Genomic DNA, 14,336 nt, shown 5'->3' with positions numbered 1-14,336 from the left:
TTGCTGAATACTGCGACTCGAAATTTGAATCAGTTGTGGGGAACAGTGGTCGCTGTTCAAGCTAATTTTTATCAGGTAAAGTTAGCCAATAATCCAGCAGCTAAGTCTTTACTTTGTACTAGACGTACTCGCCTAAAAAAAATTGGGCAGAGTGTAATGGTCGGCGATCGCGTTTTGATCGAAGAACCCGATTGGCAGGATGCTAGAGGAGCTATAAGTAGAGTAGAACCCCGTCTTACCGAGCTACAGCGACCTCCTGTGGCTAATGCAGAGCTTACTTTGTTAGTTTTTGCTATGGCAGAACCAATCCTCGATCCTTGGCAACTGAGTCGCTTTTTGGTTAAGGCTGAGTCAACAGCCTTGAAACTTTGTTTGTGTCTCAATAAGTGCGATCTAATTACTCCACAACAACAGCAGCAGTGGCAAGAACGTCTATCTACATGGGGATATGATGCTAGCTATATCAGCGTGGCGCAAGGAATCGGTCTTGATGAATTGTCAGCTCGTTTAGAAGGCAAAATTACCGTTGTGGCAGGTCCTAGCGGTGTGGGCAAATCAAGCTTGATTGATGCTTTGATTCCTTCGATTAAATTGCGCGTAGGAGAAGTTTCTGGCAAACTACAGCGAGGTCGTCATACGACTCGCCATGTAGAGTTATTTGAGCTTCCAGGAGGTGGTTTACTGGCCGATAGTCCAGGATTTAATCAGCCCGATCTAGACTGTATTCCCAGCAATTTAGCGCAGTATTTTCCTGAAGCTAGAGCCAGATTACAACAGGCAAACTGCCAGTTTAGCAACTGTCTTCATCGTGATGAGCCAAATTGCGTTGTGCGGGGAGACTGGGAAAGATACGAATATTATCTAGATTTTTTAAATAAAGCGATCGCTCATCAAATAGCATTGCAGCAAAAACCAGACGAAGAATCTAACCTTAAACTAAAAGTTAAGCGATCTGGAAAAAGTCAATATGAACCCAAGCTGCAAACTAAAAAATATCGTCGCACTGCTCGCAATGTTAAACACCAGAATTTGCAAGACATCTACGCCAGACAGCTAGAAGAAGAAATTGAAGATCGGTTTTGAATATAAGATAAATAGGCAGACAGAAAAGCTCTCCAGCATAGTATCTTACTGACAGTGCAACCCGATCTTAGTTCTTTTTTCCTACTAAATAATCGAGTTGAATTTAACTGACTCTAGACTTTAACGCTCTTTTTCTTGAACTAATTGATCTAGTTGCTGCTGCATCTGTTGGCAAACTCGATCGTAGCATTGTTCGACGTATTCGCGATCGCGACTGGCTTCTTGACCATACCGCTCAAAGAGAATCGGTGAACAGACTCTAGTGTGCAGGGGAATAGGCAGAGGAATATTGGGCAAAGGGCCTACTCCAAGACCCCAAGGTAAGCCCAGATAAATAGGAAACACCCCAGGGTCAAAACCTCCCAGCCAGGGCATTCCCCACTTGTGTAGTTGCTGTACTTGAGGATAAATATCGGCTAACACAATTAAGGTTGAATGGGCTCCATGAGAAATAAAAGGAACAATTGGCGCTTTTTCCTGCAAAGCTAATTTGATAAATCCTTTGTGACCATGAAAATAAATTTTGTTGCGCATCGAGTGGGGGCGAAACACATCTTTAGCTCCCCCTGGATAGATTAAAACCGCAGCATCTCGACGCAAAGCAGCCCTGACTAAATCTGGATGGGGTTGAATAGCACCTACTTGTGCCGCTAAACGAGCTAATCCTGGTAAAGCTTGCCAGACTTTGGGTTCCATCAAAGCATAGGCTAAGCGATCTGTACCAAATTGTCGAAACCAATCATAGGTCATCATCACTGTATCAGGAGCAGCCAAACCGCCATTATGAGAACCAATCAGCAGCACTTTACCAGTTGGAGGAATATTTTCCCAGCCATCAGTTTGCACTCGAAAATAATTGTGATACAACCAGCTAACAAACGGCATCAGCTGTTCAATGATCTGAGGGTTACGATCATCTAACGACCAGCCAGTTAGAGTATTAACGTTTGCTACGGATGCTTTAAGAAATAATTCTGCAAGAACTTTCGCTGATTTAATCGTCGAAACTGGATCTTGAGTCTGTCGATAATTCATTAATTGACTGAAAGCTGAACATATCTATTTTACTTTGATGGCAGTATCGCGATCGCGATTTAGCGATTTTGGAGTAAAAGCGCGATCGCATTTTCTAGATTTATGCTGTATATATTGTTCTCACCTATTCTCCGTAATGAGTTCTAGCCGTAATAATTAAAACAGTCTTGTCTTTTTCGTAAATCTCATACAAAACTCGCTCTTGGCGATTCAATCTATAAGAATTTAAACCTTTTAACTTGCCCTTTAAGGCTTTTCCACGATGAGGATTAACAGCAATAACTTGTTCTAAAATTTGCTTGGCTTGGTTTTTTGTTTCTCAGTTAATTCTGCAATATCTTTCTGAGCTTTTTTGCTAAATCGAACTTGATACTTAGGAGTGTCTTCAACCAAATATATCCTCCATGGTTAAAGTTTCTTGCTGTTGATATTCTTTTCTTGCTTGCGATACATCTGTCAATATGTCAGGAAGTTGAAGCAATTCAGCAGTTTCAATCAAGGCTTCTAATTCTTCTTGATCGATTAGTACAAAGCTTTGATTGTCTTTGACTATTGTTACTCCTTCGGCTTCAATCTTGGCTCGTTGAATAATTTCATTAAAGTTTTTACGGGCATAGTCTGCTGTAACGTGATATGACATGGGAGTTTTTTGTTTCTTGCTTAGTTAATTATATGCTGTCTCCAAAAGCACATCTTTTTCATCTATAGACTGTAAGCTGGTTTTGAATGCGATCGCATTTTCTAGATTTAGCGATTTTGGGGTAAAAGCTGAAAATTAGCCGATATTCTGGGATTTATAGATCTGGCGATCGCACTTTGAGATGGCGAATACAATTACGATTGCTGTAGAAAAGGTTGCGAATATGAGCGATTAATTAAGCAATAGAAAAACAAATATGGATTCCACTTATTCAGCTAATACATATTTGTAAATTTTTATTAGTTTTACTTTTTAATCAAATAGAACTGATTCAAATCACTGCTTAATTTAATATTTACAATGAAAATATGATTAATGTATTTGGTTTAAAGATTATGGAATTAACTAAAAAATTTGCTGACTCAGTTGTTAAAGGATTTGAAACTAAAGGTGTAGGAAATAAAGTGGCTTTAAGCTTAACATCTCCTTTATGGTTTACAGGTTTAGTTGTTTCAGGAACACTAGAAGGTGTTATGGATATTGGAAAAGGTGCTGTTGATGCTGTAGGTAATATTAGTGGAACTGTTGGTGAATGCACTTTTAAAAAACTGAAAAATCTTGAAAAAGCGAGAGCAGCTTTAAACTGCCAAGGTGCAGAAATAATGGTGGAGTTTGAAAAAGAAACCTACAAATTTGATGCTACCGTAGATTTGATTAAAAGTAAAATTTTGAGCGCAAAGCAAGAAGAAAATTTATTACAAAACATGGCTATAGCTATTGCCAAGTCTCAATAAATTTATAACAATTACTGTCGTTTTTGTAAACTATTAACTAAGAAATATACTTTAATCTTATGGTTTCAACTAACATAGACAACGATAAAAGCAATCTGATACAGACAACTCTTGAGTGGATTGCCGACGCTGGAATTAATGGGTTGGGAATTTTGCCATCTGCCAAGCAGGTTGCAGAAGACCACTTGAGTAAATCAGCTAGCGTTGAGGAGGCCATTAATTCAGTTATTGCTTGGAGAACTACGTATGCTGCGGGTACTGGTTTTATTGCTGGATTAGGCGGTATTGCTGCAATGCCCATTACCATTCCAGCAGGTGTAGCTACGTCTTACGCGCTAGCAGCTAATACTGTTGCTACAATAGCTTACCTTCGAGGATATGACATTCATTCGGAACAAGTAAGAACAATGATTCTGTTATGCCTGATAGGTGAAGCTGGTGAAGAGATTCTTAAAAATGCAGGAATTGCGATTGGTACAAAGATGTGCCAAAACCTAATCAAGCAAATACCTGGTAAGGTTCTAATTGAAATTAATAAAAAGATTGGATTTCGACTAATTACAAAAGCTGGTGAAAAAGGTGCTGTAAATCTCATGAAAATGGTGCCTTTAGTTGGAGGTGTTGTTGGAGGGACTTTTGATGGCATATTTGTGAATAGCTGTGGAAAAACTGCCAAAAAATTATTTAAAGCTTCGTAAAAAAAAATTACTTGACAATATAAATGCTCAAAATGCTCGCGTGTCAATATCAATAACTATGATTAATAAGGTAACCAAATATGAGTATATTTAACAGACTTAAAACAACGGTTCAAGAATCAAAACAAATTCTTACAGAAATGATCAAAGAGTATATTTTATTTAGTCCAGAAAGTAAGCAATTGATATTAAAGAAAAAAACCGTTTTACTCTTTTGTCAACAAGCTGTTTCTAAGGTTGAACAATTAAAAAGTTTAGAACCTGATTTATCAGAAGGACTAATTGCCACAGTAGAACATAAAAAAGTTCAAGTAAAAATACATTTTACTCCTGAAAAAATAACTCTTAATGAGAATAGTATTGAAGGGGAACTTCGTTTATTAACACCTCCTGAATTTTACACCGATTCTATTATTTACCGTTATCTGATCGCTGGTTGGCAGAACTTTTTAGGTAGCAAAATTCCTAATGGGAAATTACCAGAAGGTGTTAGAGTTGAAGCAGATAAAGTTTACTATGCTCTTCCTAGAAATCAATCACAGCTTATAGAAGCTCTTTTTTCTAGTTTGAAAAATGAGTCAACATTGATAACTAGCCTAAAACAGGGAGAATTAATGATTGAAACTTCAGTTGCTTTGAGTTGGAATGATTTTGATCTGCAAAAACTGTTCCAGCTTTTTAATCAAAAATCGGCTCAAAAATAAAGAAAGTTGTTGTATGGCGATCGCTAGCTGAAATACCCAATTCTTTGAAGACCAATACTCAAACTAACGCGATCGCATTTTGTTCAAGTTGTTTTCTATTCTGATGGCTAGGATGCGATCGCAAATCTATCTAATTAAAAGGAGACACTGGCTATTTCACTAGATACAGCAAAATATTCTCTGGTAAAACCAATTGCTGCTTGCTCATTAAAACCCTTGCAGGTGTATATAACAATTGAAAAAAACTTAGCCTCGCTCCAAAAATAGGTTGAGATGCCAGAGTCAATCAAGGGAATAAATGCATCGTATCCCGTATTTTCCTTTTTACCCATACCTGAAGCAGGCGCAAAGATGATCGGGTTGCCATACGTCTTTAACCCTAAATGTTCGGCGACATTAAAGAGATATTTCTCTATACTCTTTTTGTCAACATCTATAGTGTAGAAACCTTCGATTAGTAATCGCTGTCGAAAAATATTTGGCGCAAGATTCTTGATCATATTTGTGTCAAGGAATTAATAGTTCCTTAACTATAGATAAATTAATCTCAACTATAAATCATCATGATCATCATGAAAAAATTAGAGCAGTTACATATAGTCCTGATAGTTAAATATTAGCTACTGGATGTAATCAAGGAAATATTAGATTATTAAAGCATGAATCAAAATCGCTTGATTCTCTTCAAAAATCATTAAACTGAGGTAAGTAGGGGTAAATTCAGATAATGCAGCAATGGCGATGAGATTAAACAAGCTTTTTTCAGGTACTCAAGACAAATGGCAACCGATTATTAAACAGTTAGAAACTATAGTTAGTAAGGATGGTGTTGTTCGCCGTAGGGAAGAACTGCTGACATATGAATGCGATGGTTTGGCAAGCTATCGTCAGCGTCCTGCCGTGGTAGTTTTACCCCGTACTACAGAAGAAGTGGCTGCTGCGGTTAAATTGTGCCATGACAACAATATACCGTGGGTTGCTAGAGGTGCAGGGACAGGTTTATCTGGGGGTGCCTTGCCTCACGGGGAGGGGGTGCTAATTGTGACAGCGAGAATGAATCAAATCATCGCTCAAGACTTAGATAATCACTGTATTACTGTGCAACCAGGGGTAATTAACAACTGGGTAACTCAGGCGGTAAGTGGAGCAGGTTTTTACTACGCTCCCGATCCTTCAAGTCAGATTATTTGTTCGATTGGCGGGAATGTGGCGGAAAACTCTGGGGGAGTTCATTGTCTCAAGTATGGTGTAACTACTAACCATGTTTTAGGTTTGAAGCTAGTCACTACCGAAGGAGAGATTATTGATGTCGGAGGCATGATCGGTGAGATGCCTGGATACGATCTAACAGGTCTATTTGTCGGCTCTGAGGGGACTTTGGGTATTGCTACTGAAATTACGCTAAGAATCCTCAAGCGCCCTGAATCGGTATTTGTCTTATTGGCGAACTTTCCGACTGTGGAAGATTCGGGGGCTGCGGTAGCCGAAATTATTAGTTCGGGTATTATTCCAGCGGGGATGGAAATTATGGATAACCTGAGCATTAATGCTGTGGAGGATATTGTCAATACAGGTTGCTATGATCGCCAAGCGGCAGCAGTATTATTAGTTGAATTAGACGGTTTAAAAGTAGAGGTGGAAGCTTATCGCACCAGAGTTGAGGCGATCTGCCAAAAACACAATGCTACAGGTATTACTAGTGCCGAAGATCTTGATACTCGCGCCAAACTATGGAAGGGAAGAAAGGCTGCTTTTGCAGCAGCGGGACATATGAGTCCTGATTATTTTGTTCAGGATGGAGTGATTCCCCGTACCAAGCTGGTAGAAGTGCTAGCAGAAATTAATGCCTTAAGCGATCGCTATGGTTATAAAATCGCCAATGTATTTCATGCAGGAGACGGTAATCTTCATCCGTTGATTCTTTACGATAACGCTGTGCCAGGAGCTTTTGCTACGGTAGAGGAAATTGGGGGAGAGATCCTCAAGCTGTGTGTGGATGCAGGAGGAAGTCTATCGGGAGAGCATGGTATTGGTGCAGATAAAAACTGCTATATGCCCTATATGTTCAACTCTACCGATCTAGAAACCATGCAGTATGTACGCACGGCACTAAACAAAAAAGGACTGGCTAATCCAGATAAAATCTTTCCCACTCCTCGTAGTTGTGGAGAAGCAGCTAATGCCCAGAAGATTCAGCAGTTTAAAGATGCGGAACTCTATTAACTTACTCGCATCTTTTACCAAAACAAGCTCTTAGCTCCTTAAGATTACTTAAGTAAATAGCTAGGGCAAAAGCCCTTTACTTAATCCAAACAGTCTTAATATTGACAAATTCGTGAATACCCTGGCTGCTTAATTCTCTACCATAGCCCGAGCGCTTGATACCACCAAAAGGTAAACGAGGATCGGATTTAACCATTCCGTTGATAAATACTGCTCCTGCTTCGATTTCGGCAACTAAACGCTGGCTTTCCTCTGAATTGTTTGTCCAGGCACTAGCACCCAAACCAAAGGGAATATGATTGGCTAAAGCGATCGCTTCATCCAGATTCTGAACCCGAAATAATAACGCCACTGGGCCAAAAAACTCTTCCTGTGCCGTAGCCGAATCAACAGGAATATCTGTCAAAATTGTGGGGGGATAATAATTGCCTGGGCGATCTGTAATTGGCTCTCCACCAGTTAAAATCTTGGCTCCCTGCTTGACTGCTGTTTTGACCTGCTGGTCTAATTCAGCGCGAATAGTTTCTGTGGCTAAAGGGCCAAGATCGGTATCTTTGTGCATTGGATCGCCAATAGTCAAAGCTTGAAACTGCTTTAATAATTGTTCTTGAAAGCTGTCTGCAACACTTTCGGCTACGATAAACCGTTTAGCAGCAATACAAGACTGTCCGTTATTCAACATCCTAGCTTTAACTGCCGTAGTTACCGCCTCTTCGATGTCGGCGCTTTCCATGACAATAAACGGATCGCTACCGCCTAATTCCAAGACTACCTTTTTAATCTGTTGTCCCGCAGCCGAGGCTAAGGCTGCCCCTGCTGGCTCGCTTCCCGTCAAAGTTGCTGCCTTGACGCGATCGTCTTCAATAATCGATTTAACCTGACTTGCACCAATTAATAAGGTTTGAAATGCCCCTGGGGGAAATCCAGCCTGGGAGATAATCGACTCGATCGCCAAAGCACACTGAGGCACATTAGAAGCGTGTTTCAGCAGCCCTACATTACCCGCCATCAAAGCGGGAGCAGCAAAGCGAAATACCTGCCAGAAAGGGAAATTCCAGGGCATTACTGCCAAAATTGCTCCTAAAGGCTGATATGCCACATAACTGTGGCTAGCATCACTCTCTATTGCCACATCTGCTAAGAATTCAGGCGCTTTTTCGGCATAGAAACGACAAACTTTAGCGCACTTTTCTACTTCGGCGATCGCACTAGAAAGCGTCTTGCCCATTTCCGTGGTCATAATCTGGGCAAACTTGAGGGTATCTTGTTCTAAGATCTCTGCTGCTTGGTTCAACCACTGACTACGTTGAGTAAAGCTTGTCTGACGATATGACTCAAAGGTTGATTGCGCTAAATCCAGTTTGCTTTCTATTTCAGAATTACTTAGAGGAGTAAAAGTCTTGAGAGTTTCCCCTGTTGCGGGGTTAATAGTTGCGATCGCCATATGTCTTTTTCTTGGTAGCTATATTGTTTAATCCTACTTTGTGCGGTTTAGTATTACGCAGCTTTTCCTCAGCAGGCAGATATCTCATTATAAAATTTCAAATGTATTAAAATTAAATTTTGAATTACTCAAGGATGATCACAAAGTTGTTTAAACTTTTAAGACAATAGGTCGATAGTAGTCAATTTTATGAAAAAAGTTAATCAGCAATCATCAAATTCAGAGTCAGCAGATAACCTAGAAAATTTAATCAAGCATAATTTTTTATTCAAAGATTTAGATTCAGCTCTAATTACCAAGCATCTTGACTCCCAGCAGCTTGTGGCTGAAAAACTTTATTCTAGTCGTCCTGTTTATACAGCATTCAAGCCTGATTCTAGTTTGGAGCATCTCTATGTAATCATTGATGGTGGTCCTATTATCGTCCGTAGCACTCCCTTAGACCGCATTATTGCCATTACCTACTGCAATAGTTGTTTTGGAATGCAAAATCTTGCCTTCAGCTACGGCAAATTTTCTCGCGCTTTTCCTAGCTTGGTAGAGGCTTATAAAACCACTGACGTAATCAAAATTCCCCTAGAAACTATCCGCTTAATCCATCAAGAATCCGAAGTATTTCGCCAACGCTATGGATTAATGTTTGAGCTACAGGAAAAGTTTCAATATCATCTGCTGAACTGTAGTACTTATCCTCCTCAAGCGGTGGCAGCTTTGCTGCGGGCTTTAATTTATCAAGAAAGAGAATTAGGTAATCAGCCTCAAGGAAATATGTTTGTTTTCGATTTGCCAGTAGAAGTTATTGCTAAGGCTTGTCAATTAAACAACCGCACAGTAGAACAGGTGCTAAAGGGGTTAACCAAAGCGGGAATGTTGAAATCCCACAAGGTGCAAAACGATTTGGTAACAGTAGTGAATCCTGAAGAGTTAAAGGTAGTGTATGGAGCAACTAGGGACAAAGTTGATTGGTGGCCTTTAAAGTAAGTAGTAAAGTAAATTTAAAGTTGAAAAAAGTTTAAAAGACAATGATTGATAAGACAAAGCTGGCGATCGCTATAAGCATTAACATAATGATTTTAAGATAAGCTTGGCGGTTAAATTGTGGTTGACTATAAAATCGGTTATTTGGAAATTTTGATTGATAGAACAAGGAAATGTCTTGAGTTGCAGGAAGATCGAAAATGGGAGCTAAACTAGTCTTATTGATGACAGGGTTGACTGAATTGCGAACTAAAATATTGATAGTATTGGTAGAATTTTGCTGAAGCTTGGAGCGTTGGCTTTTGAGGGCTGGTTGATAAATACTTTTACGATATTTTTGCAGATAAACGCTCTTTTTTTGATATTTAATCATACTTACTATTGGTCTGCGTTTAACTGTTTTGACAGATAGTTTGGCTTCAACGTAGTTAGAACCCTGACCCAGAGAACGAATTGTCCGCTTAAGATCTTCAACTAAACTATCTTTTAAGAGATATGCTGATGCACCTGCCTGTAAAGCCTGTGTAATGTAACTCGGTTGTTTATGACTGGTCAACACAATTACTCTAGTATCGGGCATATATTTGCAAATATATTTTGTCGCAACAATGCCGTTCATTTTGGGCATTTCAAGATCAATTAAAACCAGATCGGGCTGTAATTTGATCACTTGATCGATCGCACTATGACCATCTTGAGCTGTACCCACTATCTCTATTTCTGGCTCGTGTTTTAAAATTGCCTTGATGCCTTCTAACATGAGATATTGATCGTCAGCTAGAAAAAGTTTGATCTTCATAAAATCTGATTGGGCGATAAATTGAAATATTCTATTCAGCGACTAAAGATAACGGATAAATTATTAGCGGGCATTGAAATAACTTGCTGCAATTTTAGGTTGTGCGTTGTTGCTGTCTCAACCACTTCTTCTAAATCCCTCACTCCCCAAAGAGGATTGCGATCGCGTAAAGAACGATCAAAACTGACATTGCTTGGGGCAGTATGCTCGCCATCACGTTTATAAGGACCATAAAGATACAGGATGCCATCATTAGGTAAAATTTGTCCAACCCCTTCAATTAAGCCTAAACAAGCCTGCCAAGGGGCAATATGAATCATGTTAATATTAACGATGGCGTTAATAGCGTGATTTTTTACCTGCTGTTGCCAATTTTTCTGAGTTACATCAATCAGCAAGGGTAACTCTAAATTATCAACAGGACAAGCATTTTTCCAGGCAACAATACTGTCCGTAGCTAAAGAATTAACGTCAGAAGGAATCCATCGACATGATTTTAACTCAGAAGCGAAAAAAATGGCATGTTCTCCCGTTCCACTAGCAATTTCTAGCACATTACTATTGGTTGGCAAAACTTCTGAGAGGATCTTTAAAATAGGTTCGCGATTACGGAGGGTAGCTGGGGCGTACTGTCTGGCATCCATTGGCTTAATGATCTACAACGCAAAGAAGTTGGATTAGCCATTTTATCTAAAAAATTTGCAGCCTGGCTTATTTATATAGAGATTGGTGTTTAATTATCTCCCTAAACGAGAAATATTGAATCCTCACCGATCAACATTAAATATAGGCATTTATGCTTTATAGTCATGATATCATGATAAAAATGCATAAAGTATCTAAAGATACAGCAATATTTAATGACTTACTGAACTTTTGCCGCTCGAGGCGACCGCACTATAGCTGCAATTTTAGATTCTAATCAACTTTGTCAACCAACATACTGTTACCGATAAAATTCTGTAATTATCTCCACTGATGAATAGTAAAGTTCTCAAGCTCAATCGAAATTTAATACCTGAAATAAAGAGTCGCCTCAAAGCAGGGGAAGTCATCATTCTTCCTACAGATACTGTCTATGCGTTAGTCGCTAATGGCAATGATACAAAGGCTGTTACTCTGCTTAGACAAATCAAAGCCTTTTCTTCTCCCCAACCTCTAGGCGTATTTACCCGCAAAGAAAAAGCAGAGCAAGTAGTGAAAGTCGATCGAGCCGCTCTACAGATGATGAATCATTTTCCCTATCCCGTGACGATGATTATGCGCGCCAAACCTACTTTATCCGAGGCGGTAACCAACGGATTTAAAAATGTTTTTGTCACCTGTCCAGATCGATTTATCTACGATCTAGTTATGGAAATACCTTTTCCTATGGTGGGAACTTCTGCTGCTTTTGCAGGCATTCAAGCAACTGATGCCGAGCTTGCGGTCAAATTTTATGGCGACAAAGTTTCTTTAATTATCGATGGAGGCAAGAGTAAACACGGCAGGAGTGGAACTCTATTAGATTTTACAGTGGAAGTGCCAACCATTATGACCTATGGCACAGTTTCTTTAGACGATCTTAGACCCTTACTTCCTCAGATCATTCTTCCTTCCCACATGATGAAATAAAGATGCTGAGTTGACAGTTTCTAAGGGGTCATTTCAAGCGTGGGTAGATTAAGTTATGAAACGTTAACTTGACCAGAATACGCATATTTTTGTAACTTTAAATACAGAAAATTTTTTTTGTTTGTGGATCTGAGTGCGGAAAAATAATGAGAAAAGAATTATGACGATTCAAAAACTAAGAGAACAAAATTTAGCAGTGCAATGGTGTTCAGTTCCTCTTGATCGAAAAGAAAGAACAACGATTCCCCAACCTCAGTCAGATACTTGGGTGCAACTATTAGAACCAGAATCATTTAGTCCTCTTTGTCACGATGAAGCTTTGCTGCTTTGTCAAATATCAAACTGGGAATGGGCTGCTTGGATTCCCAGCCACGGAGAAGCCGTGATTAATATTGAGCAATTTTGTTTTCCTAATAGCTAAAGTTTAGCGATCGCGATTTTAGTTATGACTTACACAAAAGAAAAATTTGATTAATTGAGAGCTAACGAGTCAATATCTATATTTTTATACTTTCATTCTTGAAGTTAGTTTAACCTGCAAGTACTTTGAGTGGTTCTGAGCGTGATTAATACTACTTTATATTTTAAATATATATAAAATATAAAGAAAAGATATGACTCAAAGAATTTTAATTTGGTATCGCAACGACTTGAGAGTTCACGATCTTCGGGCGCTAGATGAAGCAGTGAAGCAAAAAGCTGAGATTACTCCCCTCTACTGTTTTGATGAGCGCAATTTTGGCGAGACTTCCTTTGGATTTCCCAAAACGGGTAACTATCGGGCTCAGTTTTTAATTGAATCTGTGACGGATTTGCGTGCTTCGCTCCAGAAATTAGGCAGTAATTTAATAGTACGTCGAGGTTTACCTGAAGAAATCATACCAGCGATCGCCGAACAATTAAACATAGATTACGTGTGTTACAGCCAAGAGGTTACTGCGCAAGAGCAGCGAGTTGAGCAAAGGCTTAGGCAGGCTTTATCAGCGAAAAATATTCAGGTCAAGTCTTACTGGGAAGCAACGCTATACATGCCAGAAGATTTACCCTTTAAAATTGAACAAACTCCAGAGTTGTATACCAATTTTCGTCAACAAGTAGAGAAAAAGTCGCAAATTAATCAGTCTTTGACTGCACCAAAGCAATTACCGCCTTTACCAGAAATTGAACCAGGAGAAATTCCTACTCTAGCTGATTTTGGTCTATCTATTCCCGAAGTTGATCGGCGCGGGGTATTAAAATTTAAAGGAGGAGAAACTGAAGCAATCAAACGGCTAGATCAATATTTTTGGCAGCAGGATTGTTTGCAAGAATATAAAGAAACTCGCAACGGGATGTTGGGGGCGAATTATTCTTCTAAGTTTTCCCCTTGGCTAGCTTTAGGCTGTATTTCTCCACGGTATATTAACGATCAGGTGATTAAATATGAGCAAGAAAGAGTCAAAAACGACTCAACCTACTGGCTGATCTTTGAACTGATCTGGCGCGACTTTTTTCGCTTTATTGTCGCTAAACACGGTAATCAGGTATTTAAGATTGCGGGAATGCGGGGAGTTGAAATTCCCTGGAAACAAGATTGGCAACGCTTCGATCTTTGGCGCAGTGGCAAAACTGGCTATCCTCTGGTTGATGCTAATATGCGAGAAATAGCAGCCACTGGTTTTATGTCTAACCGTGGTAGACAAAATGTGGCTAGCTTTTTAACTAAAAATCTGGGTATCGACTGGCGTATGGGCGCAGAATGGTTTGAGTCACTACTGATTGATTACGATGTCTGTAGCAACTGGGGTAACTGGAATTACACTGCGGGGGTAGGCAACGATGCGCGAGGCTTTCGTTATTTTAATATTGCCAAGCAAACAAAAGACTATGATCCTCAAGGAGAATATCTTAAGCATTGGTTACCAGAATTAGCTTCTCTGCCTGGGGATAAAGTTCGCGCTCCTGACAAATTGACTCAAGACGAACAGAGCCATTATGGAGTCAAGCTAGGAGTCGATTATCCTCGCCCCGTCGTCGACTTTTTCAAGTCGGTTAAAGCTAACGAAAAGATCTATCTAGCAAGTAGCAGGTAGCGCGAAATTCTTTTGCGCGGGCGACGCGAAGGACGTGAAATCCGAAGGTGTCCTAAAGGATAAGCTTCGCAAATGGTACACCTACGGATATAACCTTTAGGAAATCCTTTAGGGCTAGCACTTCAGTGTTCCTTGCGTTGAGGAAATTTCGTAAGACGAAAATAGAAAATAAGGAAGTAGGGAGATAATTATTGCCCAAGTCTCTAAATCTCAAAAAACAATCTTTAAGCCAACAGCATTGATAAAATAGGT

General features: G+C 39.5%; 15 protein-coding genes. 9 read left to right on the top strand and 6 right to left on the bottom strand.

What is annotated here, in order from left to right:
* Positions 1-24: 24 nt before the first annotated feature.
* The gene (gene rsgA, locus C7B62_RS04675; protein WP_233219814.1) at positions 25-1,083 is read left to right on the top strand and encodes a small ribosomal subunit biogenesis GTPase RsgA; all 1,059 of its coding nucleotides are present in this window, start codon (positions 25-27) and stop codon (positions 1,081-1,083) included.
* Between the two features lie 120 nt (positions 1,084-1,203).
* On the opposite strand, the gene C7B62_RS04670 is transcribed toward rsgA, so the two are convergent.
* Both C7B62_RS04670 and C7B62_RS04660 read right to left on the bottom strand, forming a co-directional pair.
* Positions 1,204-2,118, bottom strand: coding sequence for a lysophospholipid acyltransferase family protein (locus C7B62_RS04670; RefSeq protein ID WP_106233455.1), 915 nt, complete (start codon positions 2,116-2,118; stop codon positions 1,204-1,206).
* A gap of 385 nt (positions 2,119-2,503) precedes the next feature.
* Positions 2,504-2,758 carry a type II toxin-antitoxin system Phd/YefM family antitoxin gene (locus C7B62_RS04660; protein WP_106233454.1) on the bottom strand — a complete coding sequence of 85 codons (255 nt, stop codon included), beginning with the start codon at positions 2,756-2,758 and terminating at the stop codon, positions 2,504-2,506.
* Positions 2,759-3,153: 395 nt separating this feature from the next.
* Between C7B62_RS04660 and C7B62_RS04655 the strand changes: the two genes are divergently transcribed.
* The 3 genes from C7B62_RS04655 (at position 3,154) to C7B62_RS04645 (ending at position 4,954) form a co-directional block, all read left to right on the top strand.
* Positions 3,154-3,552 (top strand): hypothetical protein, encoded by a 399-nt coding sequence (locus tag C7B62_RS04655; protein ID WP_146132043.1) that lies wholly within the window; start codon positions 3,154-3,156, stop codon positions 3,550-3,552.
* Between the two features lie 59 nt (positions 3,553-3,611).
* Positions 3,612-4,250: an EcsC family protein gene (locus tag C7B62_RS04650; protein WP_106233452.1), complete on the top strand. Its 639-nt coding sequence runs from the start codon at positions 3,612-3,614 to the stop codon at positions 4,248-4,250.
* An 80-nt stretch (positions 4,251-4,330) separates the two neighbouring features.
* Positions 4,331-4,954: a hypothetical protein gene (locus C7B62_RS04645; protein ID WP_106233451.1), complete on the top strand. Its 624-nt coding sequence runs from the start codon at positions 4,331-4,333 to the stop codon at positions 4,952-4,954.
* Between the two features lie 134 nt (positions 4,955-5,088).
* Here the strand turns inward: C7B62_RS04645 and C7B62_RS04640 are convergent, their stop codons facing one another.
* Complete coding sequence (locus C7B62_RS04640) at positions 5,089-5,454, bottom strand: S-adenosylmethionine decarboxylase (protein ID WP_106233450.1); 366 nt, start codon at positions 5,452-5,454, stop codon at positions 5,089-5,091.
* A gap of 241 nt (positions 5,455-5,695) precedes the next feature.
* Here C7B62_RS04640 and C7B62_RS04635 point away from each other — a divergent pair, with 241 nt between their 5' ends.
* Positions 5,696-7,177: an FAD-linked oxidase C-terminal domain-containing protein gene (locus C7B62_RS04635; RefSeq protein ID WP_106233449.1), complete on the top strand. Its 1,482-nt coding sequence runs from the start codon at positions 5,696-5,698 to the stop codon at positions 7,175-7,177.
* Between the two features lie 76 nt (positions 7,178-7,253).
* Here C7B62_RS04635 and C7B62_RS04630 read toward each other — a convergent pair whose 3' ends face one another.
* The gene (locus tag C7B62_RS04630; RefSeq protein WP_106233448.1) at positions 7,254-8,621 is read right to left on the bottom strand and encodes an NAD-dependent succinate-semialdehyde dehydrogenase; all 1,368 of its coding nucleotides are present in this window, start codon (positions 8,619-8,621) and stop codon (positions 7,254-7,256) included.
* A 189-nt stretch (positions 8,622-8,810) separates the two neighbouring features.
* Between C7B62_RS04630 and C7B62_RS04625 the strand changes: the two genes are divergently transcribed.
* Positions 8,811-9,602, top strand: coding sequence for a Crp/Fnr family transcriptional regulator (locus tag C7B62_RS04625; RefSeq protein WP_106233447.1), 792 nt, complete (start codon positions 8,811-8,813; stop codon positions 9,600-9,602).
* A 31-nt stretch (positions 9,603-9,633) separates the two neighbouring features.
* Here C7B62_RS04625 and C7B62_RS04620 read toward each other — a convergent pair whose 3' ends face one another.
* Both C7B62_RS04620 and C7B62_RS04615 read right to left on the bottom strand, forming a co-directional pair.
* Positions 9,634-10,398: a response regulator transcription factor gene (locus C7B62_RS04620; protein ID WP_106233446.1), complete on the bottom strand. Its 765-nt coding sequence runs from the start codon at positions 10,396-10,398 to the stop codon at positions 9,634-9,636.
* A gap of 35 nt (positions 10,399-10,433) precedes the next feature.
* Positions 10,434-11,042, bottom strand: a complete 609-nt coding sequence (locus tag C7B62_RS04615; protein WP_106233445.1) for a DUF938 domain-containing protein — start codon at positions 11,040-11,042, stop codon at positions 10,434-10,436.
* A 334-nt stretch (positions 11,043-11,376) separates the two neighbouring features.
* Between C7B62_RS04615 and C7B62_RS04610 the strand changes: the two genes are divergently transcribed.
* From C7B62_RS04610 to C7B62_RS04600, 3 genes are all read left to right on the top strand, one after another.
* Complete coding sequence (locus tag C7B62_RS04610) at positions 11,377-12,012, top strand: L-threonylcarbamoyladenylate synthase (RefSeq protein WP_106233444.1); 636 nt, start codon at positions 11,377-11,379, stop codon at positions 12,010-12,012.
* 160 nt (positions 12,013-12,172) lie between these two features.
* The gene (locus C7B62_RS04605; protein WP_106233443.1) at positions 12,173-12,433 is read left to right on the top strand and encodes a hypothetical protein; all 261 of its coding nucleotides are present in this window, start codon (positions 12,173-12,175) and stop codon (positions 12,431-12,433) included.
* Between the two features lie 193 nt (positions 12,434-12,626).
* Positions 12,627-14,084 (top strand): DASH family cryptochrome, encoded by a 1,458-nt coding sequence (locus C7B62_RS04600; RefSeq protein WP_106233442.1) that lies wholly within the window; start codon positions 12,627-12,629, stop codon positions 14,082-14,084.
* Positions 14,085-14,336 lie beyond the last annotated feature (252 nt).

It is taken from the genome of Pleurocapsa sp. CCALA 161, from assembly GCF_003003995.1.
Lineage (GTDB): Bacteria > Cyanobacteriota > Cyanobacteriia > Cyanobacteriales > Xenococcaceae > Waterburya.
The sequence above is the reverse complement of the archived record's forward strand: the minus strand, read 5'-3'. Positions and strand labels throughout refer to the sequence as shown.